The sequence below is a fragment of the Mycobacterium sp. NAZ190054 genome (assembly GCF_001545925.1).
GTDB lineage: Bacteria > Actinomycetota > Actinomycetes > Mycobacteriales > Mycobacteriaceae > Mycobacterium.
In genome coordinates this window covers 1-21,928 of the sequence record NZ_LMVQ01000135.1, presented here as the reverse complement: position 1 = coordinate 21,928, position 21,928 = coordinate 1, and the positions used below count along the sequence as shown (strand labels likewise).

General features: G+C 69.1%; 19 protein-coding genes and 2 pseudogenes. 16 read left to right on the top strand and 5 right to left on the bottom strand.

Going from position 1 to position 21,928, the window contains the following annotated elements:
• Positions 1-13: 13 nt before the first annotated feature.
• The 10 genes from ASJ79_RS11470 to ASJ79_RS11425 all read left to right on the top strand — a co-directional run bounded on the left by ASJ79_RS11470 (position 14) and on the right by ASJ79_RS11425 (position 11,119).
• A complete protein-coding gene (locus ASJ79_RS11470) occupies positions 14-1,444 on the top strand; it encodes an FAD-dependent oxidoreductase (protein ID WP_067955204.1) in 1,431 nt (476 codons plus the stop codon).
• Positions 1,445-1,570: 126 nt separating this feature from the next.
• Complete coding sequence (locus ASJ79_RS11465; protein ID WP_067955202.1) at positions 1,571-2,242, top strand: GntR family transcriptional regulator; 672 nt, start codon at positions 1,571-1,573, stop codon at positions 2,240-2,242.
• A 57-nt stretch (positions 2,243-2,299) separates the two neighbouring features.
• Positions 2,300-3,700 (top strand): allophanate hydrolase, encoded by a 1,401-nt coding sequence (locus ASJ79_RS11460; RefSeq protein ID WP_067955199.1) that lies wholly within the window; start codon positions 2,300-2,302, stop codon positions 3,698-3,700.
• Positions 3,697-4,389: a cysteine hydrolase family protein gene (locus ASJ79_RS11455; protein ID WP_067955197.1), complete on the top strand. Its 693-nt coding sequence runs from the start codon at positions 3,697-3,699 to the stop codon at positions 4,387-4,389. Before ASJ79_RS11460 ends, ASJ79_RS11455 begins: the two co-directional genes overlap by 4 nt.
• A gap of 11 nt (positions 4,390-4,400) precedes the next feature.
• Positions 4,401-5,987: a regulator gene (locus tag ASJ79_RS11450; protein ID WP_067955195.1), complete on the top strand. Its 1,587-nt coding sequence runs from the start codon at positions 4,401-4,403 to the stop codon at positions 5,985-5,987.
• A 52-nt stretch (positions 5,988-6,039) separates the two neighbouring features.
• The gene (locus tag ASJ79_RS11445) at positions 6,040-6,630 is read left to right on the top strand and encodes a TetR/AcrR family transcriptional regulator (protein WP_067955193.1); all 591 of its coding nucleotides are present in this window, start codon (positions 6,040-6,042) and stop codon (positions 6,628-6,630) included.
• Positions 6,623-7,684, top strand: a complete 1,062-nt coding sequence (locus ASJ79_RS11440) for a hypothetical protein (RefSeq protein ID WP_067955191.1) — start codon at positions 6,623-6,625, stop codon at positions 7,682-7,684. The genes ASJ79_RS11445 and ASJ79_RS11440 overlap by 8 nt, the downstream gene beginning before the upstream one ends.
• On the top strand, positions 7,620-9,299 hold the full coding sequence (locus tag ASJ79_RS11435) for a tetratricopeptide repeat protein (protein ID WP_067955189.1): 1,680 nt from the start codon (positions 7,620-7,622) through the stop codon (positions 9,297-9,299). The genes ASJ79_RS11440 and ASJ79_RS11435 overlap by 65 nt, the downstream gene beginning before the upstream one ends.
• 39 nt (positions 9,300-9,338) lie before the next feature.
• The gene (locus ASJ79_RS11430; protein WP_067955187.1) at positions 9,339-9,818 is read left to right on the top strand and encodes a nucleoside deaminase; all 480 of its coding nucleotides are present in this window, start codon (positions 9,339-9,341) and stop codon (positions 9,816-9,818) included.
• Positions 9,815-11,119 carry an alpha-amylase family protein gene (locus ASJ79_RS11425; RefSeq protein WP_067955185.1) on the top strand — a complete coding sequence of 435 codons (1,305 nt, stop codon included), beginning with the start codon at positions 9,815-9,817 and terminating at the stop codon, positions 11,117-11,119. Before ASJ79_RS11430 ends, ASJ79_RS11425 begins: the two co-directional genes overlap by 4 nt.
• Here the strand turns inward: ASJ79_RS11425 and ASJ79_RS11420 are convergent.
• A complete protein-coding gene (locus tag ASJ79_RS11420) occupies positions 11,116-11,550 on the bottom strand; it encodes a DUF1810 domain-containing protein (RefSeq protein WP_067955183.1) in 435 nt (144 codons plus the stop codon). The two genes, ASJ79_RS11425 and ASJ79_RS11420, sit on opposite strands and share 4 nt — an antisense overlap.
• 208 nt (positions 11,551-11,758) lie before the next feature.
• Between ASJ79_RS11420 and ASJ79_RS11415 the strand changes: the two genes are divergently transcribed.
• Positions 11,759-12,763, top strand: coding sequence for an esterase family protein (locus ASJ79_RS11415; RefSeq protein WP_067955181.1), 1,005 nt, complete (start codon positions 11,759-11,761; stop codon positions 12,761-12,763).
• Between the two features lie 64 nt (positions 12,764-12,827).
• On the opposite strand, the gene ASJ79_RS11410 is transcribed toward ASJ79_RS11415, so the two are convergent.
• The 3 genes from ASJ79_RS11410 to ASJ79_RS11400 are packed head-to-tail and all read right to left on the bottom strand — an operon-like array spanning position 12,828 to position 16,495.
• On the bottom strand, positions 12,828-13,577 hold the full coding sequence (locus tag ASJ79_RS11410) for an SDR family oxidoreductase (protein WP_067955179.1): 750 nt from the start codon (positions 13,575-13,577) through the stop codon (positions 12,828-12,830).
• Positions 13,578-13,624: 47 nt separating this feature from the next.
• Positions 13,625-15,082 (bottom strand): aminobutyraldehyde dehydrogenase, encoded by a 1,458-nt coding sequence (locus ASJ79_RS11405; protein WP_067955177.1) that lies wholly within the window; start codon positions 15,080-15,082, stop codon positions 13,625-13,627.
• 12 nt (positions 15,083-15,094) lie between these two features.
• Positions 15,095-16,495, bottom strand: coding sequence for an FAD-binding oxidoreductase (locus ASJ79_RS11400; protein ID WP_067955175.1), 1,401 nt, complete (start codon positions 16,493-16,495; stop codon positions 15,095-15,097).
• Positions 16,496-16,701: 206 nt separating this feature from the next.
• Between ASJ79_RS11400 and ASJ79_RS11395 the strand changes: the two genes are divergently transcribed.
• The 5 genes and pseudogenes from ASJ79_RS11395 to ASJ79_RS11375 all read left to right on the top strand — a co-directional run.
• Complete coding sequence (locus ASJ79_RS11395) at positions 16,702-17,322, top strand: TetR/AcrR family transcriptional regulator (RefSeq protein ID WP_067955173.1); 621 nt, start codon at positions 16,702-16,704, stop codon at positions 17,320-17,322.
• A complete protein-coding gene (locus ASJ79_RS11390) occupies positions 17,322-18,635 on the top strand; it encodes a glycosyltransferase (RefSeq protein ID WP_067955171.1) in 1,314 nt (437 codons plus the stop codon). The genes ASJ79_RS11395 and ASJ79_RS11390 overlap by 1 nt, the downstream gene beginning before the upstream one ends.
• A 3-nt stretch (positions 18,636-18,638) precedes the next feature.
• Positions 18,639-19,856: a glucosamine kinase gene (locus ASJ79_RS11385; RefSeq protein ID WP_067955169.1), complete on the top strand. Its 1,218-nt coding sequence runs from the start codon at positions 18,639-18,641 to the stop codon at positions 19,854-19,856.
• Complete coding sequence (locus tag ASJ79_RS11380) at positions 19,853-20,830, top strand: SIS domain-containing protein (RefSeq protein WP_231750821.1); 978 nt, start codon at positions 19,853-19,855, stop codon at positions 20,828-20,830. The genes ASJ79_RS11385 and ASJ79_RS11380 overlap by 4 nt, the downstream gene beginning before the upstream one ends.
• A gap of 81 nt (positions 20,831-20,911) precedes the next feature.
• A pseudogene (locus ASJ79_RS11375) lies at positions 20,912-21,847 on the top strand (LON peptidase substrate-binding domain-containing protein); the annotation flags it as partial.
• On the opposite strand, the pseudogene ASJ79_RS33855 reads toward ASJ79_RS11375, so the two are convergent.
• Positions 21,796-21,928: pseudogene (locus ASJ79_RS33855) on the bottom strand (enoyl-CoA hydratase); the annotation flags it as partial. The pseudogenes ASJ79_RS11375 and ASJ79_RS33855 sit on opposite strands and share 52 nt — an antisense overlap.

Genomic DNA, 21,928 nt, shown 5'->3' with positions numbered 1-21,928 from the left:
TAAGGAGGGTGTCATGGACGTGCTGGTCGTCGGAGCCGGCCCCACCGGACTGACCGCTGCACTGGAACTGTCCCGGCTCGGGGTGTCGGTCCGGATCGTCGACCGTGCCGAGGCGCCGTCCCCGGAGTCTCGTGCGCTGGCCGTACAGGCCCGCACGCTCGAACTGCTTCGCGTGCGCGGGGTCGGTGAGCAGATGCTCGCGCTGGGGAACCGGGCGGGCCGGGCGGCCCTGCACGCCGACGGTCGCAGGCTCGCCTCGATCGAACTGAACCGGATGCCGAGCCGGTTCAACTTCATCCTGATGCTCGCCCAGTCCGAGACCGAGCGGCTGCTCACCGGGCAGCTGGACCGGCAGGGGGTGAAGGTCGAGCGAGGGGTGGAGGTCACCGCGGTGCGCGAGTGCACCGCCGGGGTCGAGGTGACGCTGACCAGCGACGGCGTGCAGGAGGTGGTCCGCACCTCCTACGTCATCGCCGCCGACGGGCCGCACAGCACGTTGCGCAAGGCCGCGGGTCTCGACTTCCCCGGGCGCACCCTCCCCCACAACTACGTGCTGGCCGATCTGCAGATCGACGGGGAGCTGCCTGACGATCAGGTGTCGATCTTCCTGGCGCGCAGCGGGTTTGTGGCGACTTTTCCGATGGGCGGCGGCCGGTTCCGGATGATGGCGACCGATCCGGACGGCATCACCGGGGAACGCGGTGAACCCACGACCGCGCACATCCAGCAGCTGTTCGAGCGGGTGGTGCACGTCCCGGTGCGGTTGCACTCGCAGAACTGGAGCTCGCGGTTCCGGATCAACAGCAGGCATGTGCAGACCCTGCGCGCCGGACGCGTGTTCTTCGGCGGGGACGCCGCACACGTACACAGCCCGGCCGGCGGCCAAGGGATGAACCTCGGCATCCAGGACATGATCAACCTGTCCTGGAAGCTCGCGATGGTGCTCGACGGGCGCGCCAAACCCGAACTGCTCGATACGTATTCGTCGGAACGCCTGCCGGTCATCCGCCGGCTGGTGCGATTCACCGAGGTCGGCACGCGGGTCTTCAACTCCACCAACGCTCTCGTGCACGCGATGCGTACCCGGGTCGCGCCGCGGGCGCTGGCGCGCTCACGCGTGCAGGACGCGGCCGCGGCGATGTTCGGCCAGCTGTCGGCGGCGTACCGGGGTGCCGGTCTCAACGAGCGGGCCGGCGAGCGGGTGCCGGACGTGGCGGGGCTGTACGACGAGCTCGACCTCGGGGCGCTGACCCTGTTCACCGACGACGGCTCGGTGTCGGCCGCTGCGCGCGGGTGGGTCGGGGTGGTGACGGTGCGCCCGGCGCGGGTGGCGGACGGCTGGACGCTGGTGCGACCGGACGGCTACCTCGCCGCGTCGGGGACCGACGGCGCCGAACTGGACCGGTTCCTGAAGCGTTGGTTCGTGCGCTTCCCTGAACTCTGACGTCTCGCGGCGCGGATGCCACCACCTTCGACGGTCATCCCTGAAAAAAGTTGCACGGCAACGCATCAGGAGATCTGGCAGGCGCGATTCTGCGCGAACGCGCAATAGTTCCTACGATTGTGTGCCATGGCAGCGTCGAGCGGAGGGCCTTCTCGGCTGACGCTGCCCGCGACTCTGGTGGAAGTCACCGCCCACCGACTGCGCGCCGCGATCCTGTCCGGTGAGCTCGCGCCCGGCGAGAAGATCATCGAGGAGCAGTTGTGCGCCGACTTCGGCATCAGCCGGGCGCCGCTGCGTGAGGCGCTGCGGCTGCTCGCGCAGCAGGGCGTAGTCGAGCACCTGCCCCGTCGGGGTTCCCGCGTCGCCGAGTGGTCCCCTACCGACATCCTCCAGTTGTTCGAGCTGCGGAACGTCCTCGAGCGCCACGCCGTCGAGAGCGCGCTGCCCTTACCGGATCCCGAGCACGACCTCGAGCCGGTCCGTGCCGCGCTCGAACGCATGGACGCGGCGTCGGATCCGCTCGACCGCGACGACGCCCATCGCGCTTTTCATGCCGCGGTGGTGGGCCTGGCCAAGAACCGTCAGCTCGACATCGCACTGGAGCCGATCCTGGTCAAGCTGCAGCTGCCGATGGCCAGGAACCTGCGCGAAGAGGCCCGCCGGCGCGCCGCGGACGACGGCCTGGGACGGCACAAAGAGCTCCTGACGGCGTTGGAGACCAACGACCCCGCAGTCGTCGTCGCCGCCATCCGCGACCACGGACACCTGCACTACCTCGGCCTGGAGCCGGAGCGCTAACACAAAAGACACACACCCGACCCCTGTTCGCCATCATTTTGTCGACAATCGACAGATATGGATGATCTTCGGGGGCCTTCCACCGGACCCTCTGTGGCTGAGATCCTCGCGTCGCACGCGAGCGGAACGGGGTCGCCCGCCAAGACGGCCGCCCGTGTCGCCGACGCGATCGCCGCCCGCGGCGATGACGGCACCTGGCTGTCCACCGAACCCCGCGACCAGCTGATCGCGGCCGCCGAAGCCATCGAACGCCGGCCCGGCGCACGGACTCTTCCGCTCTACGGCGTGCCGTTCGGGGTCAAGGACAGCATCGATGTCGCCGGGCGGCCGACCACGCTGTCCTGCCCGGATTACGCCTACATCGCCTCGACCACCGCCCCCGCGGTGCAGAAGCTGCTGGACGCCGGAGCGCTCTACGTCGGCAAGACGAACCTCGACCAGTTCGCCACCGGGCTGAACGGCACCCGCACGCCGTACACGATCCCCCGGAGCGTGTACGGCGGTGAGATGATCTCGGGCGGTTCCAGTTCCGGCTCCGCGCTCGCGGTGGCGCTCGGTCAGGTCCCGTTCGCCGTCGCCACCGACACCGCCGGGTCCGGACGGGTTCCCGCCGCACTCAACGGTGTCATCGGCTTCAAACCCTCCCGCGGTCTGATCAGCACCGTCGGACTGGTCCCTGCCTGCCGTTCGCTGGATTGCCTCAGTGTCATGGCCGGTTGCATCGACGACGTCGACCGGGTACTCGACGTGATGGTCGGCCGCGACGACGCCGACCCGTGGTCACGGGACCGCGGGCCCCGGCACCCGGGCCGCCCGGTCCGGATCGGAGTGCCACCGCAGGACGAGCTCGAGTTCTTCGGCGACGACGAGATGCGCCTGGCGCACAAGGCGTTCCGCGAACAGCTCAGCCGCGTCCATCCCGTCACCGAGGTGTCGCTCGCCCCGTTCCTGGCCGCGGGAACGCTGCTCTACCAGGGTCCCTGGGTCGCCGAACGGCTCGTCGAGTTCGGTGACTTCCTCGCCGCACACCCGGATTCGATCCACCCGGTGGTTCGCGACATCCTGGAAGGTGGGCTCTCGTACACCGCCGTCGACGCGTTCGCCGCGCTGCAGAAACTGCAGGAACTCAAGGCTGTCGTCGCCCGGCTCTGGCAGGGCATGGACGTTCTCGTGGTGCCGACCATCGGCACCACGTTCACCGTCGACGAGGTGCTGACCGCCCCGGTCGAGTGCAACACGGTGCTCGGGCACTACACGCACTTCGGGAACCTGCTCGACCTGCTCGGTGCCGCGATCCCGGTCGGTGTCACCGCCGGCGGCCGGCCCTGTGGCGCCATGTTGCTCGGCCCGGCGCTCACCGATGACACCGTGCTGCAGCTGGCCGCCCAGATCCTCGACGAGCCGCGCCCGACCCGTGCCGAACCCGCTGCCCTGATCACCTCCGAGGAGTGCCTGTGAACCACACCGTCGACGTTCCCGCCGAACCGTCGCCCTTCCCGCTCGTCGCCGGAAAGACGGCGCTCCTCGTCATCGACATGCAGCGAGACTTCCTGCTGCCCGGCGGGTTCGGTGAGAGCCTCGGCAACGACGTCGGCCGGCTGCGCGAGGTCGTCCCGCCCCTCGCCGCGCTGCTCACGGCGGCCAGATCGGCGGGCGTCCTGGTCGTCCACACCCGGGAGGGGCACGAACCGGACCTGTCGGACTGTCCGCCGGCCAAACTCAACCGCGGTGCGCCGTCGAAACGCATCGGCGACCCCGGTCGATACGGCCGCATCCTGATCCGCGGTGAGTACGGTCACGACATCATCGACGAACTCGCGCCGATCGAGGGCGAGGTGGTCATCGACAAACCGGGCAAAGGCGCCTTCTACGCCACCGGGCTGTCCGACGTGCTGGGCCGGGCCGGGATCACCCAACTGGTGATCACCGGCGTCACCACCGAGGTGTGCGTCCACACCACGACCCGCGAAGCCAACGACCGCGGCTATGAGTGCCTCGTCGTATCCGATTGCGTCGGTTCGTATTTCCCGGAGTTCCAGCGCGTGGGGCTGGACATGATCAAGGCCCAGGGCGGCATCTTCGGCTGGGTCGCCGGCACCTCCGCGGTGATCCCGGCACTGCATCAACTCACCGTCACAGCGGCCTGAGCGAGGATCCGATGAGCACTGACGTCACCAATCCGATCGAACCGCCCGCCGCCCGGGCCGCCGTGCTGCCGTGGTGGACCCGCGGCGACACCAACGCCTTCTTCGGCCTCGGGTTCAACATCCTCGTCAACGTCCTCACGTTGACGGCGTTGATGATCGGTGTCGTCGCCGTTCCCGCCGGCGACGTGCTCGGCACCGTGCTGCCGGCGCTCGGCGTCGCACTCGTCCTCGGCAACCTGTACTACACCTTCCTGGCCCGGCGGCTCGCCAAGCGGGAGAACAGATCCGATGTCACCGCGCTGCCCTACGGCCCCAGCGTGCCGCACATGTTCATCGTCGTCTTCGTGGTGATGCTGCCGGTGTACCTGGCCACCGACGACCCGGTGCAGGCATGGCAGGCCGGCCTGGCATGGGCCTTCCTGATCGGCGTGATCGTGATGATCGGTGCGTTCCTCGGACCGTTCATCCGCAAGCTGACACCTCGAGCGGCGATGCTGGGCACGCTCGCGGGCATCTCGATCACGTTCATCTCGATGCGGCCCGCCGCCCAGATGTGGGAGGTGGCCTGGATCGGACTGCCCGTGCTGGCCATCATCCTGATCGGATTCTTCACCGACGTGAAGCTCCCCGGCAATGTCCCGATCGGGCTGGTCGCGCTCCTGGTCGGCACGGCGATCGGCTGGGCCGGCGGCTACATGTCGGCACCCGATGTCGGACAGGCCTTCAGCGACATCGCCGTCGGCATCCCGGATCTGCGCATCGACATGCTGTGGCACGGGCTCACCGACCTCGCGCCCCTGCTCGGGACCGCGATCCCGCTCGGGGTCTACAACTTCACCGAGGCGATGAGCAACGTCGAGAGCGCGGCCGCCGCGGGTGACAACTACAACCTGCGCAGCGTGCTGCTCGCCGACGGAGCGGGCGCGGTGATCGGATCGGCGTTCGGCTCACCGTTCCCGCCCGCCGTCTACATCGGCCATCCCGGCTGGAAGGACGCCGGCGGCCGGGCCGGCTACTCGTTGGCCAGCGGCGCGGTGATCGGAATCTTCTGCTTCGCCGGGCTTTTCGGGGTGCTGGCCGCGCTGCTGCCGGTTCCCGCGATCGTCCCGATCCTGCTCTACATCGGCCTGCTGATCGGGGCTCAGGCCTTCCAGGCGGTGCCGCGACTGCATGCGGTGGCCGTCGTGGCCGCGCTGCTGCCGAATCTGGCCGAGTGGGGACGCGGCATGGTCGACAACGCGCTCAGCGCCGCCGGAACCTCGGCGGCCGAGGTGACCGCGGAGGCGCTCGACGGTGCCGGGGTGGTCTACGAGGGGCTGAAAACCCTCGGCGAGGGCGCCGTGCTCGTCGGCCTGATCCTCGGCACGATGGTCACCTACATCCTGGACAAGAGGTTCCTCGCCGCCGCGGCGGCCGCGGCGGTCGGCGCGGCGCTGTCGTTCATCGGGCTGATCCACGCTCCCGAGGTGGCCTGGGCCGCCAGTCCGCAGGTGGCGCTCGGCTATCTGCTCTTCGGCGCCGTGTGCGTGGCGTTCCGCTTCCTTCCCGGGAGTGCCGCCGTGGGACCGCACCCACACCGCGCCGGCGAGGTGTCGTAGATTACCTCAGACTTCGTAGACAACTGTCAACGAAGTCTTCTAGTCTCGTGGCATGTCCGAACGCGGCCGCAGTGCCGATCCCCGCGCCGAGCGGGTCCGCACCCGCCTGCGCGAGGCCGCGTTCGCACTGGCGCACGAGCATCCTGTCGACCGGATCACCGTCGGCGATCTCGCCGCCCGGGCCGAGGTCAGCCGACAGGTGTTCTATCGCCACTTCCGTGACCGCGACGACGCGGTGGCGCTGGCGTTCTCCCACACGTTCGCCGCCGTCGCGGGCGCCGACCACGGTGACGCCCGCACCCGCATCCTCGACCTCTTCCAGTTCGCCGCCACGCATCAGTCCTTGTGTCGCAACATCGTCTCCAGCACCGTGCACCAGCACGTGCTCGCCGCGTACCGCGACGCGCTCCACGTCCCCTGCGGGCAGATCGCCGCGCAGGGCATGACCGTCCTCGACACCGTCGCCCCGCTGCCCACCGAGTCGGTCACGCGTTTCCTGGTCGGCGGATTCATGGAGGTGCTGCGGTCCTGGATGGAGGACGCGCACGTCACCGATCTGCAAGCCCGGGTCGGCGCGGCACTCGACACCGTCGACGCGCTGCTGGGCATCCCCTCAGTCCCGAAAGGCCCCACCCATGGGTAGACACCACACCCCCGCACGACCCGGCGTCACCGACCGCTCGGCCCTGCGCACCACCGTGCTGGCCCTGACCGCGTTGACGGTGCTCGTGCTCGCGATGGTCGCCAGCTACGCCGGCGCGTTCGCGAAACCGACGTTGCACCACCTGACGGTCGCGGTATCGGCGCCCCAGCAGATCGTCGACGGGTTACGCGGCCAGAACGCCCTGTCGGTCCACGAGGTCGGCGATGCCGCCGCGGCGCGAGCACAGGTGTACGAACGCACCGCCGACACCGCGCTGGCGGTCAGCCCCGACCATCAGATGACCATCTACGTGGCCGGCGGCGGCGGTCGCAGTGTCGCCGCGGCCGCCGAGACGGTGGGACGCGCCGCGGCCGGACAGGCCGGCCTCACCGCCGTCGTCGAGGACGTCGCCCCGACCACGGCGGGCGACCCGTCGGGCACGGTCGAGTTCTACGCCGTCATCTTCCTGTCGATCGGCGCATCACTGGGTGCCGCGCTCCTGGGCCGGCTGATGGGCAGTGTCCGCACCCCGGCCACCCTGGCACTGCGCACGCTGTCGTTGGCCGCGTTCTCCGCGGTGCTCGCCGGCGTCGTCACGGTCTATGTGGGTCCGGTCCTCGGCGCGCTGACCGGTCACACCTGGCAGGTGTTCGGCGCGCTGTGGCTCTACGCGATGGCCGTCGGTGGTGCCGTCACCGGTGTCGCAGCGGCGTTCGGTGCGCCGGCCTCGGTCGCGTTGGGACTGTTCCTGGTGGTCGTCGGCAACGCGGCCGCCGCGGGCCCGGTCGGCCGGCCGTTGCTGTCGGGCTTCTACTCGACCTTCACCATGGTGGTGCCGCAGGGCTCCGGGGTCTCGCTGCTGCGCAGCATCTGCTACTTCGGCGGCCACGGGGCCGTGACGCCGCTGGTGACACTGGGGATCTGGGCCGCTGTAGGTGGTGTTTTCGCTACTCTCGCCACTGCCTGCCGGCTGAATTATCGTGCCCTGTATGACCGCCTCACCGGGGCTCGCGGAACCCTATTACGATCTCGGCTCGTTCCATCGGCCGACTGACACCCCGTCGGAGGCCGCGCAGCTCTGGTTCGACCGGGGCATGGTCTGGTCCTACGCGTTCAACCACGAGGAAGCGATCCACTGCTTCGACCGCGCGCTCGAACTCGACCCTGACTTCGCATTGGCACGCTGGGGTGTCGCATACGCCGTCGGGCCGAACTACAACAAGGGTTGGGAGGCCTTCGATCCGGTCGACCTCGCGGCTTCGCTGGCCCGGGCGCGAATGGAACTCGGACTGGCCGCCCACGGTCGCGCCGGCGCGCTGGAACGCGGCCTGATCGACGCGTTGACCGCACGCTTCCCGACCGAGGACCCCGCGGACGCCGAGGCGCTCAACGCCGGCCACACGGCGTACGCCGATGCGATGTCGGCGTTGGCGCAGGCCTACCCGGACGACGTCGACGTGGCCGCACTGGCCGCCGACGCGCTGCTCAACGTCACCGCATGGGCGTTGTGGGACAGCCGAACCGGCCAGCCGGCGCCGGGTTCGCGGGTGGTGGAGGCCAAACGCATCCTCGACGGCGCGCTGGGCACACAGGTAGGGCGGGCGCACCCCGGAATCCTGCACCTCTACATCCACGCGATGGAGATGTCGACGACGCCTCAGGACGCACTGCCGGCGGCGGATCTGTTGCGCGGCCTGGTGCCGGACGCCGGGCATCTGCAGCACATGCCCAGCCACATCGATGTGCTGTGCGGCAACTACCGCGACTCGGTGGTGGCGAATCGGGCTGCGGTGCAGGTGGATCGGCGCTTCGTCGATCACCAGGGACCGTTGAACTTCTATTCGCTGTACCGGGCGCACAACCTGCATTTCGTGGTGTATTCGGCGATGTTCGAGGGGAATTCGGCCACGGCGTTGCAAGCCGCCGACGAACTGGCCGGCCAGTTGACCCCGGATTTGCTGGCCATCGAATCCCCGCCGATGGCGGACTGGCTGGAGGCGTTCGTGCCGTTGCGCGTGCACGTGCTGGTGCGGTTCGGACGCTGGGCCGACCTGATCGCGACGCCGCTGCCGGACGACCCGCAGCTGTACTGCACCACGACCGCCACGGTCCACTACGGGCGCGGGGTCGCACACGCGGCCGGCGGCCACCTCGATCAGGCCGCCGCGGAGCGGGAACTGTTCACCGCCGCCCACGCCCGCATCCCGGAGAGCCGTTACCTGTTCAACAACACCAGCCGGGACATCCTGGCAGTCGCCGCGGCGATGCTCGACGGTGAAATCGACTACCGTGCTGGACGATTCGACGACGCGTTCGCCCATCTGCGGCGCGCGGTCGACCTCGACGACAACCTGCCCTACGACGAACCGTGGGGGTGGATGCAGCCCACCCGGCACGCGCTCGGCGCACTGCTGCTCGAGCAGGGCCGCATCGAGGAAGCCGCGCAGGTGTATGCCGCCGACCTCGGACTCGACCCGACCCTGAGCCGCCCGTGTCAGCATCCGGGCAACGTGTGGAGCCTGCACGGCTACCACGAATGCCTGACCCGCCTGGGTCGTGACGCCGAAGCGGTGATCATCGGCAAACAGCTCGAGCTGGCCTGCGCACGCGCCGACGTGCCGATCGAGGCGTCCTGCGCCTGCCGGCTGCAGCCGCACTGCTGCGACTGAGCTCCGGCCCGGTACCTGCACCGGCCGTAGACTCCGGCTGTGGCTGTCACCGACGACGACCTGATCTTTCTGCGCCGATGCGTGGACCTGGCCCGGGAGGCGCTGGACGGCGGGGACGAGCCGTTCGGGTCGCTGCTCGTCGACCATCAGGGCACGGTCCGGTTCGAAGACCACAACCGCGTCAAGGACGGCGACGCCACCCGCCATCCGGAGTTCGCGATCGCCCGCTGGTCGGTGGTACACCTCACCCCGGACGAGCGGGCCCGCTGCACCGTGTACACCTCCGGCGAGCACTGCCCGATGTGTGCCGCGGCGCACGCCTGGGTAGGCCTGGGACGCGTCGTCTACGCCGCGTCGTCAGCCCAGCTGACCCGGTGGTTGCGCGAATGGGCCGCACCCGCGCCGCCGGTCGCGGCGCTGCCCGTCACGACCGTGGCGCCGGGTGTGGACGTGGACGGACCGGCAGAGGAGCTGACCGAGGAGATGAAGACCTTGTACGCGAGAGCTTTCCGACGGTGAGGGACCCGGACTGGATCGAACACGTCATCTGGTGGCAGATCTACCCGCTCGGTTTCGTCGGTGCGCACCCCGCCGGCACCGCGCCCGGACCCGGCGAGCACAGGCTGCGCCGGGTCGTGGACTGGCTCGACTACGCGATCGAACTCGGCGCCTCCGGCCTGGCCCTCGGACCGGTGTTCGCGTCGCGCAGCCACGGTTACGACACCACCGACCACTTCCACATCGACCCGAGGCTCGGCGACGACGGCGACTTCGACCACCTGGTCGTCGAAGCCGGACAGCGGGGGCTGCGGATCCTGCTCGACGGCGTGTTCAACCACGTAGGCCCCGATTTCCCGCGTTATCGCGAGGCGCAGGGCGGTGGCGACCGGTCGTGGTTCCGGACACGCGGCGACACGTTCGTCACGTTCGAGGGCCACGACGGGCTGATCGCACTGAACCACGGCAACGCCGAGGTCGTCGATTACACCGTCGAGGTGATGTCGCACTGGCTGGACCGTGGCGCGCACGGATGGCGGCTCGACGCCGCCTACGCCGTGCCCGACTCGTTCTGGTCTGCCGTGCTGCCGCGGGTGCGGGAACGGCATCCGCAGGCCTGGTTCGTCGGCGAGGTCATCCACGGTGACTATCCGGCCCGGGTACGCGACGCGGGCTTCGACTCGGTCACCCAGTACGAACTGTGGAAGGCGATCTGGAGCAGTCTCAACGACGGCAACTTCCACGAAGTGGACTGGGCGCTGACCCGGCACAACGAGTTCCTCGACACGTTCGTGCCGATGACGTTCATCGGCAACCACGACGTGACCCGGATCGCCAGCCGGCTGACCGACCCCCGCCATGTCGAACATGCGCTGGTGCTGCTGTTGACCACCGGCGGCACCCCGAGCGTCTATGCCGGCGACGAGGTCGCCTACCGGGGTGTCAAAGAGGAGCGGTTCGGCGGCGATGACGCCGTCCGTCCCGAATTCGCCTCGCCGTTCCAGGGAGTCGGTGAACACGGGCACCAGATGTTCCGGTCGCACCGGCACCTGATCGGACTGCGGCGCCGGCATCCCTGGCTGCACACCGCCAGAACCGCCCCGCTGCGTGTCACCAACACGGGGTACGTCTACGCGACCCGCCGCGGAGACGAAGGACTCGTGGTCGCGCTCAACGTCGACGACGAGCCGCTGCCGGTGTCGCTCGCGGAGTTCGGGATCGCCCGTGCGGAGGTCGTCGCCGGTTCCGGCGCGCCCCCGGCCGAGACCGTCACCGACACCGCGGTACCGGGCCACGGCTGGCTGATCCTGGCACCGCGCTAGCGACCGCCGAGCAACTCCAGCGTCGCGGGGTCCTCCCGGCCTCCGTAGAACGCGTCCAGCACGGCGGGAAACACCGCGTCGTCACCCGCGCGTGCGAACAGCGTCATCGACGACCGCACTTTCAGGTCGTCGGGAGATCCCAAAATGCTTGTGGCCGAACGCCCTTGGTGCTGGACCAGCAGTGCTGCGCACTCCCGCAGGCGCGGTCCGAGTACCGGGTGCGCCAGGTAGGCCTTCGCTTCGTCCAGCGACGCGATGCCGTACCGCTGCGCCGTCGGGCTGCGGCCCAGCCCGCGCAGTTGAGGGAAGACGAACCAGATCCAGTGCGAGCGTTTGGCGCCGGCGCGCAGTTCGGTCAGCACCGTGGCGTACACCCGGTCCTGCGCGGTCACGAAGCGTTCCAGATCGAACGGATCGTCGGAGTCGGTCATCCCCTCCGAGCCTGACACGCCGACCCCGGGGGTCTCAACCCCCGGCGGTGAGTCCGGGCCGAGTCGCAATCGTTAGCCGATCGCGATATGGATGCGCCGTGTCGGGACGTCATGTCAGCAGCGCCAACGTGTTCCATTACGACTGCAAAGTGACGGCGATTTTGCGAGCTGTACGAGACTTGACGAGAAAGGTGGGTTGGTTGCCGTTATGAAGTTCACAGATAAGTGGCGGGATACCGCGAAGGCGGCGATGCGCCGGGTGGCGGTTGCCGCCCTGGCCGCCGTTGCGCTGCCCGGGCTGATCGGCTTCGCCGGGGGTTCGGCAACGGCAGGGGCGTTCTCCCGGCCCGGTCTTCCCGTCGAGTACCTCGACGTGTTCTCCCCATCGATGAACCGTGACATCCGCGTCCAGTTCCAGGGCGGCGGCCCCCATGCCGTCTACCTGCTCGACGGTCTGCGTGCCCAGGACGACTACAACGGCTGGGACATCAACACTCCCGCGTTCGAGTGGTTCTACCAGTCGGGCCTGTCGACGATCATGCCGGTCGGCGGGCAGTCCAGCTTCTACAGCGACTGGTACCAGCCGTCGCGGGGCAACGGGCAGAACTACACCTACAAGTGGGAGACGTTCCTGACCCAGGAACTGCCCGCATGGCTGGAGGCCAACCGCGGCGTGTCCCGCACCGGCAACGCCGTCGTCGGCCTGTCGATGGCCGGCAGCGCGGCGCTGACCTACGCGATCTACCACCCGCAGCAGTTCGTCTACGCCGGCTCGTTGTCGGGCTTCCTGAACCCCTCCGAGGGTTGGTGGCCGATGCTGATCGGGTTGGCGATGAACGACGCGGGCGGCTACAACGCCGAGAGCATGTGGGGCCCGTCCTCGGACCCGGCGTGGAAGCGCAACGACCCGATGGTCAACATCAACCAGCTCGTGGCCAACAACACCCGGGTCTGGATCTACTGCGGCACCGGCACCCCGTCGGAGCTGGACTCCGGCACCCCGGGCAACAACCTGATGGCCGCGCAGTTCCTGGAAGGGTTCACGTTGCGGACCAACATCAGCTTCCGCGACAACTACATCGCAGCGGGCGGCACCAACGGTGTCTTCAACTTCCCCACCGCCGGCACCCACAGCTGGGGGTACTGGGGTCAGCAGCTGCAGCAGATGAAGCCGGACATCCAGCGGGTTCTGGGAGCTCAGGCGATCGCCTAGCGACCCACCCACACCCAGAGAGCCTGCCGTTTCCCCCGAGCGGCAGGCTCTCTGCCGTGCCCGGTCAGCCCTGCACCGTCGGCCGGATGGTCAGGTCGCCGATCTCGACGTCATGCGGCTGCTCGATCGCGAACGCGATCGCCCGGGCCACCGCAGACGGATCCAGCCCGAAGGCGTCCATGTCCGCCCGGATCCGTTCGCGCAGAACGGGATCGGTGATGGAGCCGTCGAGTTCGGTGTTCACGAAGCCCGGTGAGATCGACGTGGTGCGGATGACGCCGTCGGTCGACTCCTGCCGCAGCGCCTCCATCACGGTCCGCACGGCGTTCTTCGTCGCACCGTACACACCCATCTGAGGCGTGATCCTGATGCCCGCCGTCGACACCGTGGTCACGAAATGACCTCGGCCCTGGCGACGGAAAACCGGTGTGGCCGCCGCGATCCCGTGCAACACACCGCGAAGGTTCACGTCGACCATCGCCGTCCACCCGTCGAGGTCACCGTCCTCGAGAGGGCCGATGGCACTGATTCCGGCGTTGCCGACCAGTACGTCGAGCCGGCCGAACCGGTCGATCGCGGTGTCGACCAGTCGCACCACATCCTCGGCGCGGGTGACGTCGGTCGGCGCCGTCGCCACCTGAGCGCCGGCGGTGCGCAGGTCACCGGCGATCACCTCCAGGCGGTCGACACGCCGGGCGCCGAGGACGAGCCGGGCGCCGCGGGACGCGAGAAGTCGTGCCGTGGCCTCCCCGATGCCGCTACTGGCGCCGGTGACGGCCACCACCATGTCGTGAATGGGGTCTGCTGAACTCATAGCTGCTAGGACCCCTCAGAGCCGAGGTCTATTCCGGCCGAGGATCGTCAGGCGGGACGAAACGAGTCGTGCGCGCTGCGCGGCGCATGCTTGACCATGATGTGTCGCGCCACCGTGTACTCGGCCACCGCGGCCTGACTCATGTCCTTTCCGAAACCGCTGGCCTTCACACCGCCGTGCGGTGCCTCCGAGGCGATCGGCAGATGGTCGTTGACCCAGGTCACGCCGGCGTCGATGGAATGGGCGGTGCGCAGCGCGCGCGCCACATCCGAGGTCCAGACCGAGGAGGCCAACCCGTACCGACAGTCGTTGGCCAGCCGGATCGCTTCGGCCTCGTCACCGAACGGCAGCACCACCAGGACCGGACCGAACACCTCGTCCTGGACGATCTCGGCGGATTGCTCGGCCCCGGTGATCAGGGTCGGCGGATAGTAGGCACCCGGACCGTCCGGCAGCACACCACCGGCGCGGACCTCGGCGCCCGCCGCGACGGCACGTTCGACGAAACCGTGTACCCGCGTGCGGTGTTCGGTGCTGATCAGCGGACCGATATCGGTCGACGGGTCGCGCGGATCGCCGACCCGGATGCCGCGGAAGGCGGCGGCCAGGCGGTCGACGAGGTCGTCGAGGATCGACCGGTGGGCATACACCCGGGTGGCGGCGGTGCAGTCCTGTCCCGAGTTGTACGTCGCGCCCATCGCGATACCGCGCGCCGCGTCGTCGAGGTGGGCGTCCTCGAACACCAGACACGGCGCCTTACCGCCGAGTTCGAGGTGGACCCGCGCACCGCGGACCGACGCGGTCGACATGACCTGGCGTCCGGCCCGCGTCGAACCGGTGATCGAGACGAGCTGAACCCGCTCGTCGGCGACCAGCGCCTCACCCACCGCCTGATCACCGGTCACCACCTCCAGCACGCCGGGCGGAACGCCGGCCTGGACGGCCAGTTCGGCGATGGAGAGCGTGCTCGTCGGTGTCGACGGCGCCGGTTTGACGACGATCGTGTTGCCTGCGGCCAACGCCGGCCCGATCTTCCACAGCGCCATGATCATCGGGAAGTTCCATGGCGCGATACCGACGACCGGTCCCACCGGTCTGCGCACGATCATCGAGGTGTAGCCCTCGCTGAGCACGCCCGCGCCGGTCTCCTCCAGTGAGCGCCCGGCACCGGCGAAAAAGCGTAGGTTGTCCGTGCCGAACGGCAACTCGCCGTCGCGGAACACCGCTTCCGGCTTGCCCGTTTCGGCCACCTCGATCGCCGTGAGCTCTGCCGCATGGGCGTCGATCAGATCGGCCCATCGCAACAGCACGCGTGCACGCTCACCTGCGGTGCGTCGAGACCACTCCGGAAAGGCTTCCGCGGCGGTGGTGATCGCCCGCCCGGCTTCCTCGATCGACGCCTCGGTGATGGTCGCCGTCGGCTCGCCGGTCGACGGATCGACCAGGGTCCGCATCGCCCCGGAGCCGGCGACTCGTTCACCCCGGTGGAATCGTCCTGCGGTCATGCGCATACTCCCCTAACTGTTGAAGCCAACACCGAAACGGTCGAGTGCGCGCAAAAGCACTCCCCTGCGCCCGGTTTCGTCCTCACGCGCCAGTGCGGCCCGTGTCAACTCAACCGCCGGCCAGCGCAACGGCTCGGGCGGGAACGGCACCGCTGTGCCGGTGACGGCCTTGAGGCGCGTCCGTTCGGTCTGCCGCCCCGCCAGCAGGTCGAGGGCCACCCGCGCGCCGAACCGGGTCGAAGCCACACCGAGACCCGTGAATCCGACCGCGTAGGCCAGCCGTCCGCCGAAGGCGGTCCCGAAGACCGGTGTGAACCTGCTCGTGGTGTCGATGACACCACCCCAGCGGTGCGTGAACGGCACATCGGCCAGTTGCGGGAACGTCTCGCGGAAGTGCCGGGCCAGCAACCGATGCGACCGGTCGCGCAGTTCCAGTTGCGGCGCGACGGCGTTGCCGTAGTGGTAGATCGCGTCGTAACCGCCCCACACGATCCGGTCGTCACGGGTTCTGCGGAAGTAGTGGAACCGGTTTCCGGCGTCGGTGAGACCCTGGTTCTGCGTCCACCCGATCGAGGCCAGCTGATCCGCGGTGAGCGGCGCCGTCGCGAGCACGTAGTCGTAGACGGGCAGGATCCACGCGCTGAGCCGCCGCAGCAGCGGCTTGTAGGCGTTGGAGGCGAGCACGATGTGCGAGGTGTCCACCTCGCCATGCGTGCTGCGCACGGTCAGGTGGCCGCCCGTGCGCGTGATGCCGGTCGCCGCGGAACCCTCGAAGATGTTGGCGCCCAGGTCTTCTGCGACTCGCCTGAGCCCCAGCACCAGGGCCATCGGATCGACCAGGCCGCCGCCGTGGATGCGCAGACCCGCGAGGAACGCGCTCGAGTGGATGTCGGCACGAACCTGGTCACGGTCGAGGAACTCGACGTGTCCGCCGTGGCGGGTGTGACTCGGGATCGAGTTCCGCAGCGCCTCGGCCTCGTGCGGGGCTCTGGCCAGGGTGGTCTTGCCGACCATGCGCAGATCGGCATCGATGTTGTTGCGACGCAGGAATTCTGCGATCTGCGCGACGTTCTGCCGGCCCAGACGCTGGAGCTCGTCAAGTTCGTCGGGCCACCTCGCCTCGCCGTGGGCGACGCCGTGCGTCAGTGATTCCGAGACGAACCCGCCGTTGCGGCCCGACGCCGCCGCTCCCACCCATGACTGTTCGAGCAGGACCACTTCCCGGCCGGGGTTCTCCGTGAGCGCTTCGATCGCCGCCCACAGACCGGTATAACCGCCGCCCACGATGACGAGATCGGCCTTCCGCCGTCCACGCAGGGGTTCGGTGCGCGGGCCCGTCTGTACCCCGTCCCACCAGACGGGGCGCGGCTCGGCGTCGCGCAGCTCATCCCGCGCGGGTTCGGTGGCTCTCATGGCCGGCTCCAAGTGTCGATCGATCCCGCCCTCGGCGGGCAGTGGATGGCAGGACGATAGTTGCACTGCAATTCAGAGAACTCAAGATTAGGATCTGCATGTCAGACGGCATCAACCAACAAATCCTGAATTCCTATTCAATGAAAGCTGGCCGAATCGCCGGTTCTTTGGCACAGTGACACACGGCATACTCCGGGAGGTACGCGATGGCGGTCAGCCGCACCGAACGACGCGCGAACCTGCTGCACGCAGCGCAGCGGGCGGTGATGAAACACGGCGCCGGCGTCCAGCTCAACCAGGTGGCGGCGGAAGCCGGCCTGACCTCCGGCGCGGTCCTCTATCACTTCCCCGACGTGCAGACACTGCTGGTGGAGGCCAACCGCGCCGGAATGGAGCGGTTCTACGACGAACGTCTCCGCCGGATCGAGGGGATCGCAGAACCCGACCGCCGCCTGGTCCTGACCATCGAGTCCGGCCTGCCGGTCGACTCCGACGACCCGGCCGTCAAGCTGCTGTGCGAACTCGGTGGGGCCGCCGGACGTTATCCCACCTACGCCGTGCTGCTCACCGCACTCTACGACCGGCAGGTGGCGATGTATCAGGTGATCCTGGAATCGGGTGCCGCGCAAGGTGTTTTCACGCTGTCCTCGCCGTCGCTGACCATCGCCCGCAACATCGTGGCCCTGGAGGACGCCTACGGGTACCGCATGGTGGCCCGTCATCCGAGCCTGGACGCCGATGCGTCGATCGAACTGATCCTCGACTACGCCCGGGTGGCAACCGGCCACCCCCTGCCCCGCCGTGACGGCGGCGAAAGGAAGCAATGATGACCGAAGCCCTGACCGTCATGTTCTGGCCGGAGTCCGCCTACGGGCCCACCAATCAGTGCATCGGAGTCGCGGCCAAGCTCCGCGAGCGTGGCCACACCATCGTCTTCGCGGCCGAATCCTCCTGGGCCGGCAAGATCGCCCCGTTCGGTTTCATCGAGGAACTCGTCGATCTGGCCCCACCGGCCGACGGCGACGAAGACGCCGATCCCGGTCAGTTCTGGACCGACTTCATCGCCGAGACCGCACCGGAGTTCGCCAAGCCGACCATCGAGCAACTCGAGACGTTCATCAAACCCACCTACCAGGCGCTGATCGACGGCGCGAAGTACTGCGAACCGCGCCTGCGGGAGATCGTCGACAAGCATCAGCCGGATGTCATCGTCGAGGACAACGTCGTGCTGTTCCCCGCGCTGACCACCGCGGGCAAGCCCTTCGTGCGGTTCATCTCGTGCAGCCCACTGGAAGTGCCGGGACCTGATGTGCCGCCGCCGTTCTCGGGTCTGCCCAGCGATGACAGGTCCGGTTGGGCGGTCTACCGGTCCGAGTTCGACCGGAGCCTGCGGCCGATGTGGGAGGACTTCGACGCCTGGGTGCGCGAGCAGGGCGGCGCCTCGTTGCCGGACCTGGAGTTCATGCCCCGTGACAACGCGGCCACCATCTACCTCTATCCCGCCGAGGCCGACTACACCGACCGGCGCCCGCTGGACCCGTCGTGGACGCGGGTGGATTCCAGCATCCGGGAGACCGATGAGGCGTACGAACTGCCGCCCGGCATGGCCGACCGTCCAGCAGACAGTGCCTTGGTCTACCTGTCGCTGGGATCACTCGGCGGCGCCGACGTCTCGTTGATGCAGCGGCTGATCGACATCCTGGGCAAGACCCGCCATCGATTCATCGTCAGCATGGGCCCGCAGGCCGACAAGCTCACGCTCGCCGACAACATGGCCGGCGCGCAGATGCTGCCCCAGACCCGGGTCATCCCCCTTGTCGACGTGGTGATCTCGCATGGGGGCAACAACACCACCACCGAGGCGTTGCATTTCGGGAAACCGCTGATCGTGCTGCCGCTGTTCTGGGACCAGTACGAGAATGCCCAGCGCGTCGACGAACTGAAGCTCGGCGTCCGGCTGGACACCTATCACTTCGCCGACGACGAACTGACCGGCGCGCTGGACCGGATCCTGGCCGATGACGCGATGCGCCAACGGGTTTCCGCGATCGGTGCGGCCGTGCGGGAACGCGACGGCCTGCGCCGGGCAGCCGATGTCATCGAACGCGTGGGCCTGGCACACCGCAGCGCCGCCGGCTGAACCGTGCCGCCCGACGTACCCCCTGCGCCGTCCGATCTGCTGAAGCTCGGAGAGCGCCACGCCCTGGCCATCGTGGACCGGCACGGAAAGCTCTCGGCCGTACCGGTGGTCGACACCGACGGCGGCCGGCAGCGGGCGGTGGCGGGCAGTGGTGCAGCCGACGCGCTCGTCCGGTTGCTCGCCGAGACCCCCGGACACTCGCGGCACGGCCGGTTCTCCGTGGTGTCGTGGACCGACCGGTACGCCCCGGGTGCCGAACGGCCGATCACCGTGGACCAGACCAACGAGTCGGTCATCGTCGGAGAGCAGGCGGTGGTGAAGTGGGCGACCCACCTGGAACCGGGACCCCATCCCGCCCCGGGCAGGCTGTCGGTGCTCATCGCCGCCGGGTTCACCGCGATGCCGACCCCGTGGGGGGTGGTCACCTGGACACCCGACGACGGCGCCGAAACCCTCGTGGCGACGGTCACCGGTTACCTGCCCGGCGCGGTCGACGGCTGGACCTGGGCCGTGGAGCTGTTCGTCGCCGCGGCCGCCGGCGGCGATCTCGCCGCCGTGACCGCCACCTGCGGAAGCCTGGGCGAGATCGTCGCCGATCTGCACATCGCGTTGGGGGCCACCGTCACCCGGTCCCGCCCCGCTGACGCGCGACGCTGGCGCGACAACGCCTTCGCCACCCTGGCCGAGGCGCGGGCGCTCGCCGGCCCGGCCAGTGCGGCGCTCCTGGATGAGCACACCGACGTCGTCGCGGCCGTGCTGGAGGGCCTGGCCGGCCTGACCGACGTCCCGATCCTGGATGCGCACGGCGATCTGCACGTCGGCCAGGTGCTACGCACCGGCGACCGGCTCGTCATCACCGACTTCGACGGCAACCCGGTGCTCGCCCCCGCCGAACGGGTGCTGCCCGTTCCGGCCGCTGTCGATCTGGCGGGCATCCTGCAGTCGCTGTCCCACGTCGCCGCCGTCGCCGGGAGACGCCGTGCCCTCGATCCGCAAACCCTGCGTGCGGTCGACGAGGCGGCGAGGGCCGCCCTGCTGGAGCAGTACGTCCGCAGACTCGGCCAGGCGGGCCGCGGTGAGCTCCACACGGTCGCGGCGCTTCCGGCGTTGCGGCTCCAACAGGTGCTGCGCGAGATCATCTACGCCGCCCGCCACCTCCCGCGCTGGATGTACGTCCCCGACGCCGCACTGCCCGCCCTGATCACCGAAATGAGCCGATGACCATGAAACCGGACGGATTCGCGACCGATCTCACCCGCAAGCCGGATGTCCTGTCGAACCTGGCCGACACACTGGCGCAACACAATCCATGGTCACAGACCATTCCCGCCGAAGTGTCCGGTGTCGTCTTCGTCGGTATGGGCTCGTCTGCCTATGCCGGTGGGATCGCCGCGGCGAGGCTGCGCGCACGCGGGATCTGCGCGGTCTCGGACCTCGCCTCCTCGGAGCTGCTGCCCCGGTGGGGACCGGGCACACTGGTGGTGGCCACCTCGGCGTCCGGCGCGTCGGTCGAAACCCTCGACGCCCTGGACCGACTGGACCGTTCGGCACGGACGGTGGCGCTGACGAACACCCCTGATTCGGCCATCACCGGGGCCTGCGATGCGACGGTCGAACTGCTGGCCGAGCCCGAGGTGGGGGGTGTGGCGTGCCGGAGCTACCAGCACACCCTGGCGATGCTGTTGGCTCTGGAATGCCGGCTGACCGACACGCCCACCGACGCGCTGGTCGAGGTGATCGGATCGGCGGCGCGCGCGAGCGACTGGTTGCTGTCCACCGAAAACGACTGGCTTCCCGATGTTTCGAGTCTGCTCCTCGGCGAGGCGGAGACGCATCTGTGCGCCCCGGCGCACCGCCTGTGCTCGGCGCAGCAGGGTGCCCTGATGTTCCGGGAAGGGCCGCGGAGGCCGGCGATCGGCTGCGAGAGCGGCGACTGGAGCCACGTCGACGTGTATCGCACCAAGAACACCGATCTGCGCATGCTGGTCTTCGCCGGGTCGAGATGGGAGACCCAGATGGCCGAATGGACCGGGCCGCGCGGTACCGCGGTCGTCGGGGTCGGCGGCGCCGTGCCGACCGCCACCAGAACGCTGCGCTACCCGGGTGACGAGGTCGACGACGTCCGCCTGCTCACCGAGACGCTGATCCCGGAACTCGTCGCCGCCCGGGACTGGCAGGCCGCCGCGGGCGCATAGTCCCCGTTCGCCCACGGCGCAGGGGGGAACAAATCCGGAACCCCCATAGTTGAGCGCATCAGGTTCAACTTTGGAGGTTTGATGCCTGAAGCTCTGCAAGTCCCGATGCTGTTCGTCAGCGAACCGATCGTGCTGCCCGGCATGGTGGTGCCGATCGAACTGGACGACGCCGCGCGCGCGGCGGTCGATGCCGCGCAGGCCAGCGACACCGGCAAGCTGCTGATCGCCCCCCGCCTCGACGACCGCTACCCCACCTACGGGGTACTCGCCACGATCGTGCAGGTCGGGCGTGTCCCCAGCGGCGGTGCCGCCGCGGTGGTGCGCGGCGAGAAGCGGGCCCACATCGGGTCCGGGACCACCGGGCCCGGCGCCGCGCTGTGGGTGCTGGTCGACGAGGTCGCCGATCCGGTGATCACCGACGAGACCAAAGCCCTTGCCGGCGAATACAAGAAGCTGCTGCTGGCGATGCTGCAGCGCCGCGAGGCCTGGCAGATCGTCGACGTGGTCAACAAGATCACCGATCCGTCCGCACTGGCCGACACCGCCGGCTACGCGTCGTACCTGAGCGACGTGCAGAAGCGCGAGCTGCTGGAGACCGAGGACGTCGAGCGCCGGCTCCGGTTGCTCGTCGAGTGGACCGGCGACCACCTGGCCGAAGTCGAGGTCAACGACAAGATCGCCGAGGATGTCCGCGCCGGGATGGACAAGCAGCAGAAGGAATTCCTGCTGCGTCAGCAACTGGCCGCGATCCGTAAGGAACTCGGCGAGGACGAACCCGAGGGGTCTGAGGACTACCGGGCCCGGGTGGAAGCCGCCGACCTGCCGGAGAAGGTGCGCGAGGCCGCGCTGCGTGAGGTCGGCAAGCTGGAACGGTCCAGCGAGCAGAGCCCGGAGGGCGGCTGGATCCGCACCTGGCTCTACACCGTGCTGGACCTGCCGCGGAACGTCACCACCGAGGACTCGACGGACCTGAAGTCGGCCCGCGGCTTCGACGACGAGGCGTCGGCCATCATCGACCCGAGCGTGTCACCCATCGCGGCCAGATCGAGGCCGTAGCTGAAGTTCCGGCCCGAACCGGTCAGCACGATCGCCCGCACC